This window comes from Bacillus sp. DJP31 (assembly GCF_049310945.1).
Classification (GTDB): Bacteria; Bacillota; Bacilli; order Bacillales; family SA4; genus Bacillus_BS.
Genome location: NZ_JBMERO010000005.1, coordinates 61,483 through 86,558, shown reverse-complemented (window position 1 = coordinate 86,558; position 25,076 = coordinate 61,483). Strand labels below are relative to the sequence as shown.

The following is a 25,076-nucleotide window of genomic DNA, read 5'->3' as shown; positions in this document are numbered from 1 at the left end:
ATAGCATGTTCTTTTCTCAAATCATAAACGTTACCATATTGTACTTGCAATCGTCCATATGCCTACATTTTGTCTTTTCATGCCTCAAGCATTAAAATAACGGTAAAAACACTCAAGGAGGGATCGTTTGAAACCAATTCCCGACCATCTAAGAACCGGACTTAAAATTGTATTTATTGGTTTTAACCCAAGTATCCAATCAAGCGAAAGCGGTCATCATTTTTCCAATCCTAACAATCGATTTTGGAAAATCATCCATGAATCGGGTTTAACACCGAGACTCTACAACACGAGGGAAGATCAAGATCTACTAAGGCTTGGCTATGGGTTAACCAATATTGTTGAACGGCCAACAAAGGAAGCGCTAGAAATTACAAGAGAGGAATACGAGGAAGGTAGAGTTATTTTGCAAAAAAAAGTAAAGCAATATCAACCAAAAGTAGCCTGCTTCGTAGGGAAAGGAGTATACCAAGAATTCACCAAAACAAAGAAAATAGCTTGGGGAGTGCAACCAATATCAGTTGTAGAAGGTGTCATCGATTTTGTCGCGCCTTCATCAAGTGGCCTCGTTCGAATGAGAATAAGTGACATTATAGATATTTATAAAAAGCTAAATGAGTACATATAAACCTAAGAAAATCTATGGGCAGCAACTGAACGTTTGACGGATCAGTACCTAAACAGTCGGGGTTATTAGGGGATTTGACGGGAAAAAGGAAATTATGATGGGAAATATTGAAAACTGACGGAATAAAGCAGAAATAACTAATTTTCAACTGAACTATTCCCTTCACAAGGGTAAAATTCAATGAAAATGATCGGATTTTACATGAACAATCCAACTTCAACAAACACTAGTCTTATTGACATTTGCAAAAAAGAGGTGAAGGAATGGATATTCAGCGATACAACCTGGTCCAAGATGGTTATGAGTTTACACTTGAAATATATATTGGTGGTTTTCATGAAGAATTCGCAAGTGAGCTTGGTCATCCTCTAAAGAATCAGCAGGTCTTAGTAAATGAAGCAAGACGTATGGCCAAAGAAAATTATCCGAATATAAAAATTAAAACTATTAAAATTTTGGCAGGCGTTATGCTACTTAGTGTGATTAATATGGGGGACTTCAGAAGCACTGTGGCAAGAGCTGCTAGCACACCTACTTATCAAATCGCAAAGGGTTATCCTATCGTTTCGCACACTGTCAAAAGTGGTGATTCTCTCTCGTTCATTGCCCGAAAGTATCAAGTCACCACAACCGATATAAAGGTTTTCAATGGACTAAAGACAGACATGATCTATATTGGCCAAATAATTAAAATTCCACTTTACTCGTATGTTGTGATGAGCGGGGACTCGATGTATGCTATTGCGAAAAAGCTTAACACAACGGTGACCATTATTAAGGAGGCCAACAACCTCACCACGGATCGACTATCTATTGGGCAAAAGCTACTAATACCCATTACGAAAACAACAACCACTGCAATAACACCTTTGCAACCGGCACCTGTGATTTCGGCAACTGCTCAATATATCGTAAAGTCAGGAGATACCTTAAACCAAATTGCCAGGAATCATGGAACTACAACTCAAGAAATACAACGTCTAAATGCATTAACAACAACAACTATTTTTCCAGGCCAAATATTGAAGATGCCAACAACAGTTGCTACACCAGCACCAGCACCAACTTTGAAGCCAAACACATATATCATCGTTTCAGGTGATTCATTATTTTCACTTGCAAAAAAATTCACAGTCACAGTGGATTCGTTAAAAAGCACCAATAACCTTACGACTGATTTAATTTTTGTCGGACAACAGTTACTGATTCCAGAGCAGGTTGTCAGCGTAGACCAGACTTCACCTGCTAGCCCAATAGTGAGTTCATTAGATACGATTCTTCAAACGAATGTTGCTTCCTACTTACTTATAGGTAGTGCCGAACCACAAGCCAAGGTTGTGATCACAGCCACAGATGGAGCCAACGTCACTATCACACAAGAAGTGATCGCTAATGATGAGGGTGTCTTTACTCTAAAGTCAGATTTCACTACTTTGCAAGACGGACCAATCTCAATCGAAGCAAGTGCTACGGACCAGGCAGGAAATAAAAGCCCAACAACAAAGCAAACACTAACAAAAGATACCGTCGGTCCAGGCAAACCTACTGTTAGTGTACCAAGCTTTATCAATGCCTCTAACCAACATGAAATTACCCTAACTGGTCAAACAGAACCGGGATCATTAGTGAAGGTGAGTATAACGGATAACAGTCACACCATAAACAAACAAGCAACCTCAGATGCTACCGGGAATTTTTCAGTTAAAGTGGATGCGAGGATGCTAAATGAAGGTCCCATTACAGTAGAAGCGAAGACGTTTGACTCTTTAGGTAATGAGGGTGAAGTTACAACCAACCAATCAACCAAGGATGTATCTGTCGGCAATCTCGTTCTTTCTGATTCACCTGCCATTAGTGCTGAGCTTGCAGCCGCCTACACGATTAATGGAAGTGGAGAACCAAATACAAGTATCAATCTTTCCATATCAGACATCCAAGGCACTATAGTTACTAAAGAAGCTCAATCCGATGTAAACGGAAGCTTTGAAGCAGTAGTAGATACAACGACCCTACAGGATGGAACACTCACAATGCTCATCTATCAAAGGGATGCTGCAGGAAATCAGAGCAATACCGTGACAAAACTTGTGAAAAAAGATACGACTTCACCTGATGCTGTTGTAATAGATGAACTTAACATGCTACAGCAAAACAATGCTACTACCTATTTCTTTTCTGGAAAAGGGGAACCACTTAGCACGGTAAAAGGAACTTTTAAAGACTCAACAGGAAATGTAGTCACGCTAGAAGCAAAAGTAAGAGTAGATGGTACATTTTCTCTGCAGACTGACTTATCAAGCTTTTCAGGAGACACATTAACGATGACCGCTCATCAAGTAGATGACGTCGGAAATGAGAGTCCAGTCACCACAGTGTCCACAACTATTGACACAATCGGTCCAAAAAGTCTCGATATGGATTTTGCTCCAATCATCAACATGGAATCTGTGGATGAGTACACCCTAACAGGTGTCACAGAACCTCATGCTAGCCTAGAACTTGAGCTCACCGATGGAACAAGTACCATTATTCAAACGGTAAAAGCAAATGAAGAAGGTCATTTCGCACTAACAGCCAATGCCTCGAAACTGAAAGATGGTAGAATCACTGGAAGAGTTTTAACAGAAGATATTCATGAAAATAAGGGAGTTACAAAGGAAATATCTATAGTAAAAGATACCCTTGTAACCATTGTTTCTTCCCTAGAGGTAGGGGATTCTGGAAAAGTATCTTCGTTTAATGTCGATGCTTACTCGATTCAAGGCTTAAGTCAAGAAGAAGGGGCAATTGTGAAAATTGAAATCACAGACGGAGTAAGTATAGTCAAGGAGTCCGCTTTAGTTGTTGATGGCAGGTATCATATTCCCATGAACCTATCCAACCTGGCAGAAGGTGAACTACAGGTTTCTGTCACGCAGAAGGACATTGCTGGAAACGATAGTCAACCAATAACCCAATCGATTCAGAAAGACACAAAGATTACACAACCAGTTGTCCAAATGAGCAAGCTGACGAGAACACCAACCGGTTATGTTTACAATATTAATGGGATAGGCGAATTACAAAGTACTATTATCATCAATATATCTGGGCAATCAAGCCAGGCGAATATCACGAAAAGCTATCAGATCAATATAAGCGAATCCTTTAACTCAACGATTGATATTACTTCCTTAAATGGCCAAAAACCATTCATTACGGTGCAGCAGGTGGACTCATTTGGAAACAAAAGTAAACCACAAATTACAGGGATCTCAAGCTATGTTGTTGGATCGGGTGACACTCTGTGGAAAGTATCAACCTTACTTGGTACGACCGTGCAAGAGCTGAAGTCACTCAACAATTTATCAACAGATATGGTATTCATTGGTCAAGAGCTTAAGGTTCCCCTAGTTGCAGGGCTTGAGCATACAGCTGTTTCTGAGACTACTTCCTTTAATATGGGGTACTTGTACCACGGAAGCTCCAACTCCTTCATGGAAACAATGAAGCATACTCAAGGATCCATTAATGTGGTTTCACCCACTTATTTTGATATCAATCCAGATGGGTCACTAAAGCTCACAAAGGTGGTCGATCGGTATTTTATTGCCAATATGCAAAGCAGTGGAATACGCGTTGTACCATTTTTAAGTAATCACTGGGAACGAGCAGTCGGAGAAAAAGCACTTGAAAATCGAGTAGTACTGACCGACCAGATTGCAGAAGCAGTAGAGATTTACAATTTAGATGGTGTAAACATTGATATTGAAAATGTCACTCATGAATACCAGGATGAGTATACAGAATTCGCCAAAATGCTTCGAAAAAAAATACCTGCTGACAAAGAAGTATCGGTTGCTGTCGCAGCAAATCCAAATGGTTTCAAAACCGGTTGGCATGGCTCATATGACTATACTAATTTAGCGAGTTCATCAGACTATTTAATGGTCATGGCCTATGATGAAAGCTATGCAGGTAGTGCACCAGGACCCATTGCTAGCATCGATTTTGTAGAAAAGTCCATTCAATATGCCATAAACAATGGAGTGCCGAAAAACAAAATCGTTCTCGGCATTGGTCACTATGGTAGGTATTGGAAAGAGGGGTCAAGTGTTGGAGGATACGGAATTTCAAACGAGCAAGTTATGCAAGCGATAAACATGTATAACGGGCATGTTACGTTTGATCAGGCAAGTAAGTCCCCAAAAGCAACCTTTACCATCAAACCAGGAGATCCAGCTCTAACGGTGTCTGGAGAAATAGTAGAACCAGGTAATTACACCATATGGTTCGAAAACGAAGAATCCATTCAGGCAAAATATGAGCTTGTTTCTAAATATGGAATAAAAGGAACAGGAAACTGGGGTTTAGAACAGGAAAATCCAGAGTTCTGGAGCACCTTTTCAGGGTGGGTTAAACCCTCGGAAATAGTTTCAGGAGAAGGTCCCGGGTAAGAGGGCCTTCGTTTTAATTATACTGATTATCCCACTAGCTCAAAATAAGTAGTCGTGTTGGTGTTTTTCTTTAAGCTCTTTCTCTAAAAAGTGTCAGGCAACCCTTAAATAAATGAGTTGATTGGAACAGTTGGTGCTCGGGCACCTGCTTAGAGCAGTGGGACAGGTGAGACTCAACGCAAGGCGTTCTCGGCCGAGGAGGCTCACCGCCCACCCCGGGGAATGGTGCATCCTCACGTTACAATCAACCCCTATTCTAAAAAGCAACAACGTTTTTTGAAAACAGATTTTCTATAGAAAATCCCAAATAGACACATATTTGACCTTTTCTTAAAAACAATTGGTGTCGGAGAATCTCGTTCTGAGTTAAAGGGATAATCATATTAATTTTTAACAAATTTCCCCACTCATCCAAACCAAATAAAAACAGCCCCTTTAGTTGAAACTAGAAAAAAAAGGGGGAAGCTAACACCATGATTATTAATCACCGAATTGATCAGGACGGGACGATCCTCCTGTATTTAGACCCATCACTTACGGAATTTGCACAAGATTTGGGTCAAGCAAGATCTGAGAGAAAAACAACTTTACAAGCAAGTATCAAAGAATATATAAGCACAAGAATCCCTAATGCAAACGGAAATGTAATTAAGGTTATGCTTGGTTCCATCGTAGTCACAACCTTAGCATTTGGAGGGGGAACAAATCAGTCAGCAGAAGCATCAGGAACAGATTCCATTGTTACCCAACAAAGCAAATATACAGTACAGGCAGGAGACACATTATATAGTTTAGCCAAGAAGTTTGCTACAACGACAGCTCAAATTAAGCAAGAAAACCAACTGACATCTGATGCGATTTCCATTGGACAAGTCTTAACCATCCCTACTTCAACAAGCACCAATATCGAAACAACAGCAACCTATACAGTTCAAAGTGGAGATTCATTATTTAGTATCGCGAAGAAATTCGGACTAACGACCGATGGGATTAAGCAATTGAATAACCTCCCCAATGACATGATTTTTGCTGGGCAAACATTGAAGGTATCTAGCCAAGCCGCTCAATCAACAAACCAAACGCACACCGTGCAATCAGGTGAATCCCTTTATGGGATCGCAAAGAAATTTGGCATGTCTGTCGATCAACTTAAGCAAGTAAATAGCTTAACCAATAACATGATTTTTGTCGGTCAATCCTTAAAAGTCACAGGTGTTGCAAAAGTTAGCCAAGGATCGACGACATACACCGTTCAATCTGGAGATTCCCTTTATGCACTTGCCAAAAAGCATGGTATAACGACAACCGTGCTAAAACAAGCCAATCATTTAACCTCTGATTTTCTAAAAGTGGGACAACAGCTAGTAATACCAGGCTCAGTGCAAGCACCGGCACCGGCACCGGCACCCGCACCAGAAAAACAACAGGAACAATCCATGGATCAACTTAAGCTAGCGATCGTGGAGGATTCGAGAAATTACGTAGGGGTTCCGTATTTATGGGGAGGCACAACAACGAGTGGGTTCGACTGTTCAGGATTTTTGTACTACATGTTTAACAAGCATGACGTGGATATGCCAAGGATAACCTCTGGTGACTATTACCAAATGGGGACTACCGTTTCAACAGCAAATCTCGAGCCTGGTGACCTTGTTTTTTACGCAGTTAATAAACCGGGTGTCATCTCTCATGTAGGGTTTTATATAGGTGACAACAAATTTATTTCCGCAACCAGTTCAAGTGGAATCGCGATTAATTCATTAGATAGTTCATACTGGTCCAAATATTATGTCGGGGCAAAGCGAGTTATGTAAATGAAAAAAGTATTGGTGAATCATCACCAATACTTTTTTTATTCAATCGTCTCAGTTTCAGATTCTTGAAGTGCAGGGTCTTCCACAATGATTGCATTAGGATCCACAGGCGTTGCACTTCTAGCTCGTTTTAATTCATAGTACTTTGCTAGGATTTCTGTACCTATAAGCTTATTAACAGGATTTTCATCAGAATTTAGGTTAGGCACAACGATGGCAAAAGCAATCTCTGGGTTATCATGAGGTGCATAGCCAACGAGTGTTAAATTAATCGTTTTATGAATGATCTTTTCTCCATTTATTTTTTCGACAACAAATGCTTGAGCAGTTCCTGTTTTACCAGCCGGTTTAAAGGACCTATATGGTTCTTTCCCAAACCAATTGGTTGCGGTCCCACCTGGCTCTTGCATGACTCGTCTGAAACCTTCATGCACGCGAGAAAGATGTTCGTCACTCATCTCAATTTTGTTCATAATAACGGGTTCAAAAGGTTTAAAAATGGGACCAAGTTCATTATCCAAAGAAGGTTGACGAATTTCTTTAACGAGCTGTGGCTTTAAACGATAGCCCCCATTAGCAATCGTAGACACATATTGTGCTAGCTGAAGGGGTGTGTACGTATCAAATTGCCCAATGGTAAAGTCGAGCAAAAGACCAGGATCTGTAAGTGTTCCAGGATAACCAATGCTTTCAGAAGGCAGATCTAAACCAGTCTTTACACCCAGACCAAACTGATGAAAATTCTTCCTAAACTCTTCAAGGGCAGCAGGTCTAAGTGGTAAAGACATCTGGGGTGTATAATTTACACCCATCATTCTTAAAGCTACATGAAACATATATACATTGGAGGATTTCTTTAATGCTTCTCGGTCATCCACTATACCTAATACAGGTTTGTATGAGCCCTTTGGAGGGGTACCTTTAAAATACATGGTTCTATCATATATCTGCTGTCCGGGATTTAGTAATCCATTATCTAAAGCGGTCAAAACAGTGGCCCCTTTTACGGCAGATCCCATTGCATAAGCAGATGTAAATGTACCTAATGCATCGTCTTTCACTGTATATTTCCCGTTTTCATTAACTAATTCTTTCCCTGATAATGATAGGATTTCACCTGTCCTTGGATCCATCAAGACAGCATAAGCACGGTCTAGGAATCGACCACCTCCATTGGCTTTTGCCGCAAGAAGCTGTTCTTCAACAATCTTATCTACGGCTGCTTGTAGCTCAAAATCAATGGATAAAATTAAGTCTTTTCCACTTTTTCCTTCATATGAAACCTCTGTACCAAGAACATTACCAGATTTATCAGTCTCATTGGTGATCTTTTTCTTTTGTCCTGATAAGACTTCCTCGTACTGCTCTTCAAGCTGACTCTTCCCAACACGGTCATCTCGGCTATAACCACGTGCTAAATAATAATCTAATTTGTCAGCAGGTAACCCTTCATCTGCAGAAGTGATGCCTCCAAGAACGGATTTTAAAATCTCAACTCGCGGGTTTCGATCCCAATCGGTCGTGACATCTACATTTGGGAGGCTTGCTAAGTGCTCACTAATGATCGCAAGCTCATCGTTTGTAATCCCTTTTTTGATAATCTTAGGTGTTAACGCTCTTCCGCTAACCATTTCTCTAAAAAAAGAAACCACCTCAAGCTCATCGGTTGTAATTTCCTTTAAATCATCTTCAGTAATTCGGTCAAGCTGAAGCTGGTAAGGATCCGGATCCTTTTCTTTCTTTTCCGATGCGGATAGTTTAGCAGCTGCTTTTTCTGGTCGTGTTAAAATCCAGTAATCTTTAAAGTCACGTTCTGTAATCTTTTCAAATCGATCTTCGTGTTGGTCGATGAGAGTTGCTAGTTTTTGGGCGATATTTATAAGTTCTTCTGGCTTTGTTCCTTGAGGCTTAGTATAAGTAACCGCATTTTGTGCCAAATTATCAACAATAACACGATGCTCTCGGTCATAAATAACCCCACGAGGTACCGAGACACTTACTTCACGATTCTCCGTGCGGTTGACCTCTTTTCGATAATCCTCACCATATACAATTTGAACAACACCAAGTCTCATAATAAGTCCGGCAAATAACAAAAAAACGACAAAAAACAAGATGTTCAAACGGAAAGGAACATGTGTTTTCTTCTTATTAGTATCCATAAATCGAACCTTCCTCCAATGACTGTTACAGTATATTTTGGAACATAAAATGACAAAATCCGATGAGTACCTTCTCTATTAAGTGTATCATATAATTCATTGAATCATGCTCTTGAAGCCTATTTAATTGGAAAAGTGCTGACTTCTAATATATGAATAAGACTAAAGAGGGAGTCAAAGACTTGATGGTGGGGATCCTCAGAGGGCTTCTGGGATCCCTGGTTTACGAAAGGAACGGAAATAGGGGAAGACTTTATTAAATTCAAGTGGGTTGAGTACGGACCCGGCCGTGTCACAACAGAAGACGGAGGGGAAATTACCACCATACTCCCAAACCAACGCTTCACCTTTGAATTTGAATGGAAGCCTGGTGAATCCATCACAACCGGTTACCTTTTCATTAGAAAAGGACGAGGATGGAACAATCCTTGAAATTCACCAAACATGTTACTCACCCCAGCAAAGAAAATCTAATAGCCTTTGCCAGCTGTGCAACAGGCTGGGGCGAAGCACTGACTTTGTTGAAGTTTTATTTGGAGTTTGGGGTGACGTACGGAAGGGAAAAGTAGGGTAGACCTAAGTCTATCCTACTAGTTTTTGTTTTGTAATGATTAGCATTTCATTTGCTTTTTTTAAACTTTGATGGTCTTCCAACAATTCGAAATAAGTTTTGGCTTTTGTAAAATAATCATAGGCATCGTTTAATTCACCTATCTTCAAGTGATTATAAGCAATCTGATAATGTAATTTTCCAAGTGACTTCAAACTATGATTGGTGGCAGCCCATTTTATTCCTTCGAGACAAGTTTTAATAGAACTTTGATAGTTCTTGATGCCTGTTTGTGATTTTGCTAGATTGTATTTGAGTTTAGTTTTGATTGAAGGGTCACTGATATAGGGAATCTCATCAAATTTTCTCAATGCTTTATTGTAGGTTGCTGTAGCATTGATTTGATCATTTGTTTCATAATGAATGATTCCAATGCTATTTAGGATTTCAATATCTTGCTCCGAACTGATATTTGGATTGCAGTTTGTCAGTTTAAGAGCTTCATTTAAAAGTAGTAAGACTTGGTCCTTTTGTTTATCTATGTAGAAGAGAGCAATTCCTTCTTGCCACAGTAGAAATTGTTTGTTTCTTCTGTTCTTGAAAAATACAGGGCTCTTTTTTTCTCTTTTAATTATCTGATAAGCCATTTGATAATCCTGTATATTGATAAGTTCTGTTATTTTGTCCTTTATTGTGTTTGCGTAATTGATTTCACTATAAGTGGCTACATGATAGAAATAATCAACAGGGACACCAAGTCTTTCTGCTAATCGAAATAAATTTTTAGCTGAAAGGTAGACTCCAAGTTTTCCTTTTTCTAAATTACTTATATGTCCTTGAGATATAATATCCTCTGCTAATTCACTTTGTGACAGCCCAGCTTGCATTCTAAGATCTTTTATCTCCTTACCAAGCCTTTTAGAATCCCATTCAAACATGCGAACCTCCGATTATAACTAGATTATTTGATTTAAAAGATTGAGTGAGAAAAATGGAGAATTTTGTAGATAGCTTCATCTTAGCTCAGAAAATTCGCTCCTGCAAGAGTTTGGAAGATAAGGTAACATTAACTTAACGGAAGGGAGGGATATTTTATGGCAAAATGGTTTTTCGGTTTACTTATTGTCGCAATAATTGTTGTGGCTAGTATTCAGGGGTCTACTTCTATGACGAGTACAACAAATGTTTCAATGGAACAATTACCTTCTGCACACTAATGAAGTATGAACTGGATGTCCAATCGTCCAGTTCAATTCCCTTAAAGGAGGAAACGAAAATAGAAGACTACTATTTATCAGATATCCGGGTACACGGACTTTCAAATACTAGGGAGGAGAGGATTGGTCCTGCACACCTGCACTTTTCTTCAAGCCCATCTCCTGAATTGAAGGAGATGCATCCTCGGTTTTCGGATGCAGTGTTTCAATCAGCCCGAATTTTGTCTAAACAGAATTCATCACAAGTAAAGGAACAGGGGAGAAGTTATGTTCCTCATTCGGCTCCATCTATTGAGTTACTCTATCTTTCACATGATGGGAATCATGGAATTGGAGTAACCGTCTTATTTCACCAATCAGGTCCTTCGGTTATCTGCTATTCGAAATCATCACCTCAGAAGAGTGCCACACCACGAGAGAAAGTCCCAATTCCAAGAATGCTAGAAAGCTTAAGCATAGGCTATGAAAATCGATACTCGTATTTTAATTTACCTAATGTCGAAAAAAACTGTCAGAATCAATAGAATTAATTTTATAGATCACAATATGTGATCGAAATTGAATTTTACTTAAGGAAAAATAAAGACTTGAGAAAAAAGACTATCTCAAATATCCATTTCAATGATTTTACGAATAAAAGATCCTCGAGGTAAGATAGCTTTCGAGGAGGGATTTTAATGATAAATAAAGTGATTTTAGTAGGAAGATTAACAAAGGATCCGGAGTTAAAGTATTTAGAGGATGGAAAGGCTGTAACATCTATCACGCTAGCTGTAAATCGTAACTTTAAAAATCAAAATGGTGATTACGATACAGATTTTCTTAATTGCACGCTTTGGCAAAAGAATGCGGAGAATACCGCTAACTATTGCAAAAAGGGTTCAGTAATTGGAGTAACTGGACGCATTCAAACAAGGAATTTTGAAAATCAAGAGGGTAGCAGGGTTTACGTAACAGAAGTTGTAGCAGAAGGTATCAAGTTTTTAAGCAGTAAGAAAGAGGCAGTCGTCTAAGTTGAAAGGGGTGATGCCCGTCATATTAGTAGCAAAAATCAAGCGAGACTTTTAAGCTTTTCCCCCATAAATATTCATAGAGAAAATCAATGAACTCACTCTTAGCTTGTTCACAATTCCCAGAGCGTGACAAGCCCCCATTCTTGAACTAGCCCATCTTCGCGGCTAGTTTTTTTAGAGTTTTTTTGGATGGAATTTAGGTTTTAAAAAAGCCAAATGCTATAATTAATCAGAATGGAGGTAGTTAATTTGAACGAAAAACTCAGCCTAATAATTGATAAATTAGACAACCTCGAACAAGGACAACTTAAGACAATTGAAAGATTAGATACATTAGAGCAAGGTCAAGTGAAGCTAGAACAAGGCCAAATGAAGTTAGAACAAGGTCAAATGAATTTAGAGCAAGGTCAAGTGAAGCTAGAACAAGGTCAAAGAAGACTAGTACGTGGCCAGCGGGAAACAGTGAAAAGGTTAGGGAAACTAGAGCATGGCCAAGCGATCTTAGAGGTAGGCCAAAGGGAAATTGTGGGTCGATTAGAGAATGTAGAGCAAGGCCAAGTTGAAATCAAGGTCCTGATCAAGCATAATATGACATTAATTTCCGAGAATCTAACACATAACAGATAGACTATCGTACTAGAACAAATGTGTGAGCAATAATTAATATTGTCATAGAAAATAATTAAAAAATGTCATAATGTAACTTAAAATGTAGATATTGATGGAAATGTGTAACTGCTGTATGACAAAAGTTCAAATATATGTACCCTAAAAAGGCTAGTTTTAATATTATCCTCTTTTGTCATATTTATCTTAATAATAATAAAGGCTCATAAGAAAAAATTCTAATGATGGAGGTAATATATAAATAAGGAAAAACAACAATAATGGAAAAGGAATTGTTCCTTAACTTTAAATTAAAAGCTTCATCATTAAGGCGTAGCCATTAGGTATAGGTAATCATTATTTTATATTCATGAGAGTGAGTACGGTATCGCACTAACAAGATAAGTGAAGATTATGAGTATTTTTAATATTTATAATTAAATTAGTGCAACGCTATTGATGAAAGAGGTGTGGAACGAGTACTTGATATATTGAAAGAAGAACGTGAGAGAGGAGCAACCATTATTATTGCCACCCATAATAAAGATGATATTTTCCCTATTTGTAATGAAGTTTTAGAAATTAATAATGGAAGGTTGAAATGATGAGAAACTCACAGAATTTTTTTTTGGTTATTGTATTTGTATTCTTACTTGCTATCATATCAATACCTGAACTCATAAATTATATTACGCCAAATGAACACCTTGAAAAATTTCATGTTATTATTTCATGCTTATTTACCCCTTTTTTATGACAGTTGTAATTATTGCTCACAAAATGAAACAGAAACGGAAGTAAATTTCTTAATCAAAGAGGTTGAAGGGCTAAAAAGAAGAACCGATCTACCCGAAAGAAAATAGCAAAGCTTAGCTTCAAAGGAATATGCCTAGACCCTCATGGATACACTTAGTAGAAAGACCATAGGATGTGTTGCAAGTGGACGCGGAAATGGAGGGTAAATTCCCTCTGGGTATGTTATGGGGTATTGGTTTAAGTATTCCTTTGTGGATCTCACTATTTGGGTGGGGGAAGCTACTTGTTTATGTGTTTTATCAGTAACTTAATTAAGCCCCTGTTCATTGAGCAGAGGCTTATATTTGTGTTTGCTAGGCAAAAATGAAGAACCCATATAATAACTTGCGCACAAGCAAACATATTTGCCCAAAATCGAGGATATATAGTAGACTCATATATAGCGTTTATGAAAAGGTGTTGAACATTTGATGAGAAAACTTCTATATTGGATTCCCGTCCTCATGATTGCAGGCTTAATTTTCTGGTTCTCCTCGCAGCCGTATCAAAATCAAGATGTGAAACCATTACTGACCGATTTTATCAATGAAGAATGGGTAGCTGCTACATTCTCTAAGATTCAGTTTGACTATGCAGGTTATAACGTGAGTGCCGAAAATTTAGGAGCCGCCTCATTTGTGGAGTTTTTCATTCGAAAAGGGGCTCATTTGGGTATCTTTTTTCTACTTGGCTTTTTTACGTGTCGTGCTTTACTTGCGACACTATTAAGAAATCGAACGACTAGTAGTTTTTTTAGTGCATTCTTTTTCGTGATTCTATATGCCGTCCAAGATGAGCTTCATCAGCACTTCACAGGGGACCGGACACCACTTATTCAGGATGTTATGATAGATAGTGTTGGGGGTTTAGTGGGAATCATTCTGTTTTTATTGATAAAAGGCTGGTTTAGTAGAAAATAATCCTATTTATGTATATGATTGTTTTTATTTCAGACTCTCTATTGTCTGAGGACTACTATCCGATCCTAATATCGGAGAAATAGAGTTATATGAACCAAAATCCTATTATATAAGCGGGAATCTTATTATATAAGCCGATTTTCCAATTTATGAGCCGAAATTTGATTTTATAAGCGGAAATTAGGAGAGTTATCGGGAATTATACAATTACTTCCAAAAGCCACAACGCAAGCTACAGATAAACATTATTTTTTCCAAAAGACACGTCGCAAGCTACAGATAGACATTATTTTTTCCACATACGCCGAAATCCAGTTATATTAAGCCAACCCCATTCCTACACACTACGCAATCTCCCTAGTATAAATCTCCTTTTCCAACCTAAAATCATAAAAGCCTCTACCACAAAAGCGATAGAGGCCAAACCCACTCACTATTTCCCAGCTTTAATCTTCTCTGCCAAAGCAGCGTAAAGATCCTGCCATTCCTTGGCCTTATCGGGATGCTTTGTTTCGGTTAATTCAACTGGTTTTTCCTTCTTTTTTCTACCCATGATTACTCACTCCAATCGGCACGTAATGAAAATAGCTCATGAAGATCTCGAGTGGAGAGCTCGGTAATCCAGCCTTCACTTTGAATGATTTCCTCGTTTAGCTGTTGCTTCTTCTCTAGCATTTCATCAATTTTTTCTTCCAATGTACCAGATGTAATGAGCTTATGGACATGAACGAATTTTGTTTGTCCAATTCGATAAGCACGGTCGGTTGCTTGGTTCTCAACTGCTGGATTCCACCAACGATCATAATGAATAACATGATTGGCCGCGGTTAAGTTTAATCCCGTTCCTCCAGCTTTCAAAGATAGAATTAAGAATCGTTGTTTTTCGTCCTGGAAATCTTGAATAATACGGTCACGCTCTACCTTTGAGGTGCTACCGTTTAGGAACCGAACGGGTGCTTTGAATTCATTCTCCAAATAATCACGAATCATATTTCCCATTTGAATATACTGTGTAAAAATAATGCAGCTTTCGTTTTGCTCATTTATATGGGCCACCAGTTCGGCTAGCTTTTCCATTTTATTTGAGCGGGTCACAATGCCTTTAGGCTGCTCCTCTTTTAAATAAAGACTTGGATGATTGCAGACCTGTTTTAATTTACTCAGCATCTTCAGTACTAACCCTTTTCGCTGCATACCCGTCAGCTTTTCGATCTGAGAGAAGGTATCCTGAACAAGCTGCTCATATAAGGAAGCCTGTTCAACTGATAAGGTGCAATACTCTTTTTGCTCCTGCTTGTCAGGTAAGTTGAGAGCCACTTCTTGATCCTTTTTGGTCCGTCTTAGTAAAAATGGTCGAATCATTTTTTGTAGCTGTTTAACTTTTACTTCCTCTTGATCACGCTCAATCGGCACCACAAATCGCTTATGAAATTGATGAAGAGTGCCTAGATAACCCTTATTAATAAAGTCATAAATGGCCCATAGTTCAGAAAGTCGATTTTCCATCGGTGTTCCTGTTAAAGCAATATGGTGATCTGCGTTTAGACTCCGAACAGATCGTGATTGCTTCGTATCTGCATTTTTAATATTTTGGGCTTCGTCAATACAAAGCGTACTCCATTGAATCTCCTTTAGCTCCTCTACATCTAGATGTGCCAATCCATAAGAAGTCACTACAATATCTGCATCCTGAAGGGCGATTTGTAAAGCCTGCTTTTTCCGGTTCGAGCCGTAATGTAAATACACCTTAAGATCAGGTGAAAACTTAGCGAGCTCTTTTTGCCAATTTCCAAGCACCGAGGTCGGGCAAATAATTAAGGCAGGCTTCTCTGGTTTTTCGGTATCTTTGACATGTAGAAAATACGTAATCATTTGGATTGTTTTACCGAGCCCCATATCATCTGCTAAACAGGCACCAAATCCAAAGCTTCGTAAAAATAGGAGCCACTCAACTCCGTGCTGCTGATAAGGTCGGAGGGAGCCTTGAAACCCTGCAGGTACAACAACCGGAGGAAGCTCCTTCGCTTCGGTAAGCTTACGAATCATGCTGGCTAACTGCTCGTTCATCTCAATTTGAATATGACGAAAAATCTGTGAACCGTCCAGCTCATCTACTGGTCGATCTCGATCTTCCTCAAGCAATTCCTGCTCGAGTACATCCCAAAACCGAAGTCCCTCCCGATTGGCCTTTTGCATAATGGTCTGAACCTGCTTGATAAACCCAGGATCCAGTCGAATCCATTTACCACGGATGTTGATTAGTCGTCTTTTCTCATCAACCATTCGAGAGAAGTCATCCTCTGTGATGTCAATACCATTTGTCGATAAGCGCCAGTCATATTGCATTATGGCATTCATTCCAACAAACGATTGTCTTGAAGAACTCGGACTGTTTTTGATCTTTGCTTTTAAAGAAGGCTGTGAATCCTTAATCGATTGCCACCAAGCAGGAAGCAGAATCTCAACTCCGGCACTCGTTAACGTCGAACTAGACTCTGTCAAAAATTCAAATGCCTCAAGCTCTGTTAAAGTGGACCTGAAACCATCTTCATGTTCAAGCCAAGGAACCATCGCGATAATCCGGTCAATCGCCTTTTGAATCGCAACCGAATCTTCCTCTTCCAGCTCACGCATTTCATTGAGTTGGAGAATCTCATCCGGTATTTCCTTGTCTCGCAAAATCACCGACAACATCCAGTTCATCCCGTCCTGAATCGGTTCCTCTAGTTGCAAACCAACCCGAAAACGGGAGGAGTCCTCTTTCCAGCCTATTTTAAGCAGCCAATCCTCTTCATCAGCGACAACCCCGGTCTTTTTCAAAAGGGGATAACGTGATTGAAGCTCTCTCCACATTTGGAAAAGTTCAGGATCACTTTCGATATATTCTTGGATCGCCATACTAAACCAAGCCTTCACCTTGTCAGATAAGGCCTCATTTGTATGCTGCCAACCTATTTTGCCATCCTTCCACTCATCGAAATCAGGCATAAACTCACCTATCATTATGGCATGCTTTAATGTAGGTGCGATTCCACGGAATTCACTAGCCGTTTCTCCCCATGTAAGAGGAGATAAAGAGTTATGATGGCTCTCTGAAAAATAATCAAGGGCAACCCACGGAGAGAGAAGAATCCCCTCGTATTGATGCCATTCATGTTTCTTTAAAAATGTTCCATAAAAGGTAGCCTTATGATGGGCAAAGGCTACACTTTTCCATTCCTCGATTGTTAAACTGCGACCCTTATCATTTTCAACCCAAAGAAAGACTCCTTTTGAATCAATCCATTCCGCTCTTCCATTCAAGGTTTTCATCTCAATCATGAAGCAGCTTTCCTCTCTCTAATTCCTCTTGAAACGCCCGAAGTCGTTTATGCTCAAGGGCTAACCGACTAATATAGTCATTCCAATGGTCCAGTTGCTTTAATTGACGATAATGAGCTCTAAGCTTTTTCAAATATCTCACAGCATCCTTATAAGCAGAACGATTTTTTTGCCCAATCGCTTGATTCACGGCCTTATGATAGAGAGGAAGCAGAACCATACGATTTGTATTTTCGATATGTTTTATCACACTTCGGCCAATCTCAGGAATGTCATAGCCAACAAGCATTTGCAAATCTGTCCATGTCTCAAAATCTTCCACTTCTACTAAATAATCATTGTACTCTGAATAGCTATAAGGAAGCACGGCTTTCATCGCATCCACGTATAAAGGTATATTCTGTGTTTGATCGGCATTCGCCATATAAAATGGAAGGAAACGCTTAACAATCGATCGCTTTGAGTAATGATCGGTCATACTTGAGCTATATTCCTTCAATAAAGGTAGGGATGAATCTAACCATTTACGTTGCCTTGTCCATTCTTTCATTTTAGCCAAATCGCCTGTCCAATACATGCAATAGTCCAAGATATTTCCTTGTATTTGAGTCACCAGCCTGATGGCTTCATCATCCTGGTTTTGAAGATAGGCAAAGTGAGCAAGCCCGAATTGACAATCCACTGCATGAGCATCTTTAGAGGCTAAAAAAGCCTTCTGCTTTTTTTGCAGCTCAAGCCTCGTTTCATCCAACCATTCATTACGGTTTAACAAGGATCCCCACACAATAAAATAAGCAAGCATCCGGTCGTATTGAAACTCGTGCCCACAAAATAGAAACTTATTCATTTCATTCTTTGTCTCGATTAATAGGGGGTCAGCCGATAACGGAACAGCCAAGCTTTTGGCATCTCTTATCATACTAAAAATGGTATCAATCAGCTCACGAACAAAAGGATATACATTAGAATCCTTACTACTAAGGGAAAGTCGTGATTGCTCAGACTCCTCCACAAGCCTTTGCATCGTAAACACAGCGGCATGAATCATATATAATTCCTTTGTAAAAGGTTGCACAGGAGCGTGTAACCTGAGTGTTTGTTGAAAAAAAGTTCGGTAAATGCTCTGAAATAGATACATTTGATTAAAGGAATACTGATCATATCTCGGCTTTTCTTTAAAAACTTGATATTGCTTTTTAAAGTAAGCTTGCCAGCTACGAACCGTGTTCCCAATCACACTTGTTTTTATTTCCTCTTCTGGTAGTTCTTTTTTTCTAGTCAAAAGGGGTGCCGGTTTACGCTCACTTTTCCACTCTTGGAAAAAATCACCGACTCGACCAACCATGGCATACGTATAAAAAAACGCGGCCAGCTTATGACGACAAATTCCTACTGCTGGGCACGTGCATGTGCTCAAAATAAACACATCCAAATCTAACATCACGTCAAAAGGTGTTACATCCTGAACTCGTGCCTCGATATAACGATCCGTCATCTCAGCATTAAAAACACTGCCCTGCCTGAATAAGTTCAGCCCTTTTTTCATCTTTTCCCGGTCATAATCAATCTCCGGACTCAACTCACTCTTAATCTCCTCAGCACAATACTGAAGCTGTTCCTTCGAAAGCTCACTTTGCATCATCATTCTCACCACTCTTATTTAAAAATGCTCATTATTATATTATAACGTAAATAGGGTTGGATAGGTAACCGTTTTGAATCGGTGTCTATGTCACCTTCGAAATTTCTCGTTGCACACCTGTGTATCCAAAAAAAATAAAAAGGGAGTAGTTTGAGATTTAGGGATAGAGGACTAGTAGATGTATAATAATAGGAGGTGAGTGACATGAGCGAGAATAGGAAGATGCAAGATTTAGAAGGATTGTTAACGCTGATGATTGATAAAGTTTTGGGGACATGACCGAGAAAATGGACAGCATTCAAGCAGAAGGTAGTGCTTTAAAGATAGAAATGAATGATGTGAAATTGTATATCAAAAGGAACCATTCTGAGCTATTAGACAAACTAAGAGATAGACCAGGATATCATCTGGGAAAGAGCTGTGCGAATTGAGAGAGATGTGGAAAAAAATTGTAAAACTGAGGAAATAACTACCTTAGCACTCACAAAATATACTTGTTTCATCGAAAACCTACCAAAATCACTAGAGACTTCACCACACCTTTGACAAAATAATGTATAATGGTGGCTATAGGAGGTGAGAAACATGAGCGAGAATCAGAAACCTGATATTGAAGGAATGCTAGCGCAGTTGATTCATAAAGTTGTGGACATGGGTTTAGAAATGAGACAAGGATTTACTGAAATTAAGACAGAAATAACTGACTTTAAGACTGAAATGACTGAATTCAAAACAGAGATGTATGAATTCAAAACAGAAATGTATGAATTCAAAACAGAGATGACTGAATTCAAAACAGAGATGAAAACAGAAATAAAAGAGATGAAAACAGAAATAAAAGAGATGAAAACAGAAATAAAAGAGATGAAAACAGAAATAAAAGAGATGAAAACAGAAATAAAAGAGATGAAAACAGAAATGAAAGAGATGAAAACAGAAATAAAAGAGATGAAAACAGAAATGAATGACATGAAAATGGAGAGTAGAAGGAATTATTCAGAGACGTTGGAAAGATTGAATGATATTGTTCTAGACCAGGATTACATCTGGGTAAAAACGATGCGAAATGAGAGGGATGTGGCGAAATTTGTAAAACAAAGGGATTGACACCATACAGTCTAACTAGTATTTAGGATGATGGTTCACCTCAAGCAAAATCCACTTTAACCCTCAAGGCTAAAATGTCTAGTAACTCTCCACCTATGAAAATTCAAACGAAGAAAAACTCAGAAAAAACTAGTAAGGGACGGTTGCATCGCCCCACTAAATAGTAGTTTCAAAAAAGGCTACCAGTCTTGGTAGCCTTTTGATATTTAGGAATTCATATAATTTTGTGTAGCTAATCCCTGTTCCGTTACTTTTTACTATGTGTGGTTTCCTTATTCTAAGCCTCTTTTAAGCCAGTCCTGATTACTAATCATCCAAAACAGTGATTTTCATCTGAACAGATAGACATGAAAAGTGTGGAGACACAAGGGTGTCGTCTAGGCCATGTGTAGCATACAAATCATACTGATCGTTCTTCAATATAAACGATATATTTGGTCCCGGCTACTACACGGGTGAAAATCAAATTGTTTAGCGCTTTAAAGGAGTGGGGGCCAGGCCCCCACTCCTTTAAAGCGCTAAACTACCTGCGAGTATTCGTTGAATAGTGAGGCGGTTTTGATTTAAAATGGAACGGAGAATTGTATATTTTGTAGATTTAGAGTGAATAATGAGTAGTAACTAGATTACTAGATGGAGTGACGTTCTTATTTTTGTTATTATAGGGAAGGAGTTTACTAGATGAAAACAATTAGCCGAAACGATTTGTGCACGTGTGGGAGTGGGAAGAAATACAAGAAATGCTGCCAGGCGAGTAATGTGGTGGGAATTACAGATATGTTGACTTCGGAGCTCGTGTCACAGCAACATGCGATCTTGAATTTTGCCTTGGATCACTATGAGGAAGAGATAAAGGAGGAGTTAGAGGGTTTTCCGCTAGATGATATGCCAGAGGAAGCGGCTATGTTAATGACTCATCACGGGGCCCTTTGGAGAATTTTCTGTGATTCTGATGATAAGCCTAGTGTGATCAAGGAATATTTAAATACGTATGGTGCTTCGATTAAACGACCAAGAGTGAGGGAAATGGTTGAATCCTGGGATGCCGGTTTCCCTGCCTTATACCAAGTGACTCAAAAGATTTCTTCTACGCATTTCTTGGGTAAAGATATCATCAGCAATAAAGAGTTTCCGATTACTTTGCTTGAAGAGAGAGAATTCTTTGAGCAGGATCTCTTATTTGGTATTTTTGTTCCGCATGAAGCGAGCTTCACTATATTTGTAGAGGTGTTGAACTTCGAAAGGGAGGAAGCACCAAGAGTAGAGCAAGCTATTCATAAACTATACGAAGAAGCGGAAGAGGATCCAGAATCCTTCTATAAAGATTGGTTTATCGAAATAGTTGAAACTCTTGTTTTTGGCTCAATTGATGAAGCTATTGAGGATTTAGAATGGGAAAATGAACAGCATCAAAGCGTTGCAGCTATCCTTAAGCAAGAACTTGAGCTAAAGGGTGTGCCTGATACTCTTATTCGATTAGGTGTTACTTTATGGTACTCCTTTTGCCAGCAAAATCCTCCAGTGCGGATTCAGAAGCCAATGGTATATGTTGCGGCCCTTCATTATATGGTTGATTCCCATACAAATCCGTTTGAAATTACAAAAAATAGATATGTCAAGGAGTACGGTGTATCCGCATCAGGGTTAGCAACCAAAATTAGAGAATTAGAGAATACACTGGCTGAAGAACTTGATTCATTAAGAGAACTTGTAGAGGTTTGGGACGAAGACGAAGACCTATTTGATCTTGATGATCATGAGTTTGATTTTCCTAGGGACGAATACTTACTTACAGACCCGAAGCGAATCCCGGCTCAAGATCTTATATACAAAGCATTTGAGGAAAAAAGCTCAACAAAGCGAAAAAAATTGGCAGAAGAAGCTCTTTCCATATACTCAAATTGTGCCGATGCCTATGTCATTTTAGGAGAAGAAGAGCGGGATATACAAAAGAAATTATCTTTATTCGAACAAGGTTTACTAGCGGGAACCAGAGACCTAGGTGAACGATTTTTCCAACAAAACAAGGGGCATTTCTGGGGCTTCCACGAATCAAGACCTTATATGCGTGCAAAGCTTAAGCTAGCCATGTTACTTTTAGAGACTGACGAAACAGATGAAGCTATTATTCATTTGGAAGAGCTTCTCGACCTCAACCCAAATGACAACCAAGGTGTTCGTTATACGCTCGTGCAAGCTTATTTTATGGAAGGCATGTATGTTAACGCAGAGGATATATTTGAGCAATTTGACATAGATGATGCACACGCCGCATTTGGACGACTATTTATTCACTATAAAAATAAGGGCATCACAAAGCAACTTGAAAAATTTAAAAAACGTGCGATAGAAGCCAATCCAAATGTCCTACCTTATCTACTAAAACAAAAAAAACTTCCGAAAGAACAATCAGCCTTCGTTGGATTCCGTGATGAAAGCGAAGCGATCTCATATGTATTAGATTTTGGTCCATTTTGGTGGGGAGAAAAAGAACTTTTGGAGTGGTTGGGTAGATGAGGTGCCTGTCACTACTTGAATAATCTTGTTTCACAACCTAGTATGAACATCCACTACAGCTATGTCAAAAGTGAATCCTACTGCCAAATTCCAGTAGGATTCACTTCATTTTTACAATATTAACCTCGACGACCCTTAAGTCCCTTAACCTTAAGTGTACCATTCCGCACCAGTCTTACTGCACCAGGCAAAACTCCCTCGTTTGGCACTGATTTGAAAATAACATAGGGGAATTCCTGCACGTCATCATATTCCTCATTTGAAAGCTTGTGTTTGATTTCAACCTTCAACTTGTAAAAACCTGATTTTGTAGGAGTCCAATCAAATTCATTATTAGAGGAGTAGGGTTGTAATTGATTCCACTCCACTCCGTCAAAAATAGAAAACTGATACAGCATGTCACTTGTGGCAGCAACTTTCAAACTAATTTCACTATCTACTTGCTGAAAACCTTTCCTATTCGTCGTCACTTCATTTAACATACCCCGTTCAAAGATGACAAACTTTATTTCGCTTTCAGCATCAAATTCTTCCTTGCTTAATTCGTGCTTAGCTTGAACCTTAAGTTTGTACTCACCAGATACCGCAGTCTTCCAAGTAAGGCTAGAAGCCGACGAATATTCCCCAATAGTCGACCAGTCAACACCATCAAAAACCAAAAATTTAAATAGAGTCGTAGATTCTTCATTCCCAGAACCAGCTGTAAATGAAATAGCCGTATCAATCGGTTGTGGACTTTCACTATCCACAGCGACTGTAGTTAGCGTCGCCGGTTCAAAAATCGTATAGGACAGTTCTTCTTCAGTATCAGATTCATTTAAAGATAATGTATGCTTGGTTTGTACCTTTATTTTGTACTCGCCTGAATTAGTGGGTTTCCAGCTCAAACTCGACTGTTCTGAATACTCCTGCACAACCACCCAATCAGATCCGTCAAAGACAGAGTATTTAACAAGGTTGTTAACATCACTATTTGTCACAGTTGAAAAAGTAACGTTGGTATTAATGGGTAGTGGACTCTCCGTATTGCCTTCAACAGACTCAATCGTAGCAGGCACAATAATATCGTAAGAAATTTCTTTTTCATCATCAAACTCTTTTTCAGATGATGTACTTTTCACTTGTACTTTAAGTCGGTAGGATCCTTCAATTTTGGGTTGCCAATTAAATTGTTTGGCTGTGGAATACTCCTGTACTGTTGTCCATTCTGTACCATCAAATACTAAAAATCGATAGAGCGAAGGGGGACTATTCACAGTCTTGGCAGATACAGCAATATTTGTATTCTCAAATTGTGGACTTTTCTTATCAACCATAACCCCACCTAACTTACTGTAAGGCACATAATTACCCGATGCGGCAATAGCTTCAAAGGATTTTGTGCTACTTGTAATCACCACGGTTGCATATAAATCAACCTGTTCAAATAGCCACTGAACCTCTTCGTCAAACATCCTGACGCATCCTGCACTGGCATAAGTTCCAATGGAATTTGGGTTATTGTTTCCATGAATCGCATAGGTCGTACCATACGTACCCAAAGCATCGAGTCCAAGCCAACGGTCCCCTAAAGGATTTGCCGGATCCCCACCAGGTATTTTATCCTTATAATAGGGCCGGTTCTTAATCTTAGTGACAATCTTAAACGTCCCCTCAGGTGTTAAATCGTTACTTCTACCTGTCGCTACTTTAAAAGTGGAAATCAGCTTTCCATCCTCATAAAATGCAAGTTGATTGGTCGCCTTGTTAATAATAATTAATTGATATCCCGTCTCCGCATCTATACTCGATGTCCCCAAAAAGAAACTTATAAAAATAATAAAAGCACCCACAATTTTCTTCATCTTATACCCCTCTTATACCCTTTTTTACAGAGTATTTAAGGGACAAACTATGTATGCATATATAGGTAAAATTCGGGCGAAATCATGCAGTTTAGCTTGTAAAACTGGGACAAGAAACTGGTGGTAATCAAGTACTAAAAAATTGAATGAGCTTGGGGTGATTTTGTAACGGGGAAGTAAAAAATATAATAAGGAGTCCAACTCCAATGGCTACTTTTCACTAGCTATTGCGCCATTCCCCCTTTTTTTAAAAAATTCATGTGAACTACTTTATAACGGGTGCCTGATTTTCCTTTTCACCTAGGACACGATCTTTTACGGTTTGCCAGCCAACTTCCCAAACAATAGGATCAATCATAAGTGGTCGCCTAGTGGCATCATTTTCTAGTACCTGTAGCCTAATGAAGTATTTCGAGACAAAAAACGATTTCAGAACGGTACCGGCATTTAAAAGGCTACAACAGATATGATTTTGCTGTATAATAGTAAATATATGTAATAATA

General features: G+C 39.0%; 16 protein-coding genes. 11 read left to right on the top strand and 5 right to left on the bottom strand.

The window, feature by feature from the left end:
- The first annotated feature begins 127 nt into the window (after positions 1–127).
- The 3 genes from ACOI1C_RS06920 (at position 128) to ACOI1C_RS06910 (ending at position 6,878) form a co-directional block, all read left to right on the top strand.
- Complete coding sequence (locus tag ACOI1C_RS06920) at positions 128–628, top strand: mismatch-specific DNA-glycosylase (protein ID WP_422509341.1); 501 nt, start codon at positions 128–130, stop codon at positions 626–628.
- 263 nt (positions 629–891) lie between these two features.
- Entirely contained in the window at positions 892–5,064 is a 4,173-nt protein-coding gene (locus ACOI1C_RS06915) for a LysM peptidoglycan-binding domain-containing protein (RefSeq protein WP_422509339.1), read from the top strand.
- 473 nt (positions 5,065–5,537) lie between these two features.
- Entirely contained in the window at positions 5,538–6,878 is a 1,341-nt protein-coding gene (locus tag ACOI1C_RS06910) for a LysM peptidoglycan-binding domain-containing protein (protein ID WP_422509337.1), read from the top strand.
- Between the two features lie 38 nt (positions 6,879–6,916).
- Here the strand turns inward: ACOI1C_RS06910 and ACOI1C_RS06905 are convergent, their stop codons facing one another.
- Both ACOI1C_RS06905 and ACOI1C_RS06900 read right to left on the bottom strand, forming a co-directional pair.
- Entirely contained in the window at positions 6,917–9,040 is a 2,124-nt protein-coding gene (locus ACOI1C_RS06905) for a peptidoglycan D,D-transpeptidase FtsI family protein (protein ID WP_422509335.1), read from the bottom strand.
- A gap of 582 nt (positions 9,041–9,622) precedes the next feature.
- On the bottom strand, positions 9,623–10,528 hold the full coding sequence (locus ACOI1C_RS06900) for a helix-turn-helix domain-containing protein (protein ID WP_422509333.1): 906 nt from the start codon (positions 10,526–10,528) through the stop codon (positions 9,623–9,625).
- A gap of 156 nt (positions 10,529–10,684) precedes the next feature.
- Here ACOI1C_RS06900 and ACOI1C_RS06895 point away from each other — a divergent pair, with 156 nt between their 5' ends.
- The 6 genes from ACOI1C_RS06895 to ACOI1C_RS06870 all read left to right on the top strand — a co-directional run bounded on the left by ACOI1C_RS06895 (position 10,685) and on the right by ACOI1C_RS06870 (position 14,141).
- Complete coding sequence (locus ACOI1C_RS06895) at positions 10,685–10,807, top strand: hypothetical protein (RefSeq protein ID WP_422509332.1); 123 nt, start codon at positions 10,685–10,687, stop codon at positions 10,805–10,807.
- Complete coding sequence (locus ACOI1C_RS06890) at positions 10,807–11,331, top strand: hypothetical protein (protein WP_422509330.1); 525 nt, start codon at positions 10,807–10,809, stop codon at positions 11,329–11,331. The genes ACOI1C_RS06895 and ACOI1C_RS06890 overlap by 1 nt, the downstream gene beginning before the upstream one ends.
- 153 nt (positions 11,332–11,484) lie before the next feature.
- Positions 11,485–11,820, top strand: coding sequence for a single-stranded DNA-binding protein (gene ssb / locus ACOI1C_RS06885; protein WP_422509328.1), 336 nt, complete (start codon positions 11,485–11,487; stop codon positions 11,818–11,820).
- 249 nt (positions 11,821–12,069) lie between these two features.
- The gene (locus ACOI1C_RS06880) at positions 12,070–12,447 is read left to right on the top strand and encodes a hypothetical protein (protein ID WP_422509326.1); all 378 of its coding nucleotides are present in this window, start codon (positions 12,070–12,072) and stop codon (positions 12,445–12,447) included.
- A gap of 449 nt (positions 12,448–12,896) precedes the next feature.
- Positions 12,897–13,031 carry a hypothetical protein gene (locus tag ACOI1C_RS06875; protein ID WP_422509324.1) on the top strand — a complete coding sequence of 45 codons (135 nt, stop codon included), beginning with the start codon at positions 12,897–12,899 and terminating at the stop codon, positions 13,029–13,031.
- A 621-nt stretch (positions 13,032–13,652) separates the two neighbouring features.
- Positions 13,653–14,141, top strand: coding sequence for a VanZ family protein (locus tag ACOI1C_RS06870; protein WP_422509502.1), 489 nt, complete (start codon positions 13,653–13,655; stop codon positions 14,139–14,141).
- A gap of 555 nt (positions 14,142–14,696) precedes the next feature.
- Here ACOI1C_RS06870 and ACOI1C_RS06865 read toward each other — a convergent pair.
- Both ACOI1C_RS06865 and ACOI1C_RS06860 read right to left on the bottom strand, forming a co-directional pair.
- Positions 14,697–17,462, bottom strand: coding sequence for a DEAD/DEAH box helicase (locus tag ACOI1C_RS06865; RefSeq protein WP_422509322.1), 2,766 nt, complete (start codon positions 17,460–17,462; stop codon positions 14,697–14,699).
- Positions 17,455–19,107: an SWIM zinc finger family protein gene (locus tag ACOI1C_RS06860; protein ID WP_422509320.1), complete on the bottom strand. Its 1,653-nt coding sequence runs from the start codon at positions 19,105–19,107 to the stop codon at positions 17,455–17,457. The genes ACOI1C_RS06865 and ACOI1C_RS06860 overlap by 8 nt, the downstream gene beginning before the upstream one ends.
- Positions 19,108–19,689: 582 nt before the next feature.
- On the opposite strand from ACOI1C_RS06860, the gene ACOI1C_RS06855 reads away from it, so the two are divergent.
- Positions 19,690–20,211 carry a hypothetical protein gene (locus ACOI1C_RS06855; protein WP_422509319.1) on the top strand — a complete coding sequence of 174 codons (522 nt, stop codon included), beginning with the start codon at positions 19,690–19,692 and terminating at the stop codon, positions 20,209–20,211.
- A 681-nt stretch (positions 20,212–20,892) separates the two neighbouring features.
- Entirely contained in the window at positions 20,893–22,728 is a 1,836-nt protein-coding gene (locus ACOI1C_RS06850; RefSeq protein WP_422509317.1) for an SEC-C metal-binding domain-containing protein, read from the top strand.
- 119 nt (positions 22,729–22,847) lie between these two features.
- Here ACOI1C_RS06850 and ACOI1C_RS06845 read toward each other — a convergent pair whose 3' ends face one another.
- Entirely contained in the window at positions 22,848–24,572 is a 1,725-nt protein-coding gene (locus ACOI1C_RS06845; RefSeq protein ID WP_422509315.1) for a triple tyrosine motif-containing protein, read from the bottom strand.
- Between the last annotated feature and the right edge of the window lie 504 nt (positions 24,573–25,076).

Excerpts from the sequence above, each read along its gene's own strand:
- ACOI1C_RS06845 (WP_422509315.1), bottom strand. The coding sequence starts at position 24,572 with ATGAAGAAAATTGTGGGTGCTTTTATTATTTTTATAAGTTTCTTTTTG.
- ACOI1C_RS06890 (WP_422509330.1), top strand. The coding sequence starts at position 10,807 with ATGAAGTATGAACTGGATGTCCAATCGTCCAGTTCAATTCCCTTAAAG.
- ACOI1C_RS06895 (WP_422509332.1), top strand. The coding sequence starts at position 10,685 with ATGGCAAAATGGTTTTTCGGTTTACTTATTGTCGCAATAATTGTTGTG.
- ACOI1C_RS06910 (WP_422509337.1), top strand. The coding sequence starts at position 5,538 with ATGATTATTAATCACCGAATTGATCAGGACGGGACGATCCTCCTGTAT.
- ACOI1C_RS06865 (WP_422509322.1), bottom strand. The coding sequence starts at position 17,462 with ATGATTGAGATGAAAACCTTGAATGGAAGAGCGGAATGGATTGATTCA.
- ACOI1C_RS06860 (WP_422509320.1), bottom strand. The coding sequence starts at position 19,107 with ATGATGATGCAAAGTGAGCTTTCGAAGGAACAGCTTCAGTATTGTGCT.
- ACOI1C_RS06900 (WP_422509333.1), bottom strand. The coding sequence starts at position 10,528 with ATGTTTGAATGGGATTCTAAAAGGCTTGGTAAGGAGATAAAAGATCTT.
- ACOI1C_RS06870 (WP_422509502.1), top strand. The coding sequence starts at position 13,653 with ATGAGAAAACTTCTATATTGGATTCCCGTCCTCATGATTGCAGGCTTA.
- ACOI1C_RS06850 (WP_422509317.1), top strand. The coding sequence starts at position 20,893 with ATGAAAACAATTAGCCGAAACGATTTGTGCACGTGTGGGAGTGGGAAG.
- ACOI1C_RS06905 (WP_422509335.1), bottom strand. The coding sequence starts at position 9,040 with ATGGATACTAATAAGAAGAAAACACATGTTCCTTTCCGTTTGAACATC.
- ACOI1C_RS06855 (WP_422509319.1), top strand. The coding sequence starts at position 19,690 with ATGAGCGAGAATCAGAAACCTGATATTGAAGGAATGCTAGCGCAGTTG.
- ssb (WP_422509328.1), top strand. The coding sequence starts at position 11,485 with ATGATAAATAAAGTGATTTTAGTAGGAAGATTAACAAAGGATCCGGAG.
- ACOI1C_RS06915 (WP_422509339.1), top strand. The coding sequence starts at position 892 with ATGGATATTCAGCGATACAACCTGGTCCAAGATGGTTATGAGTTTACA.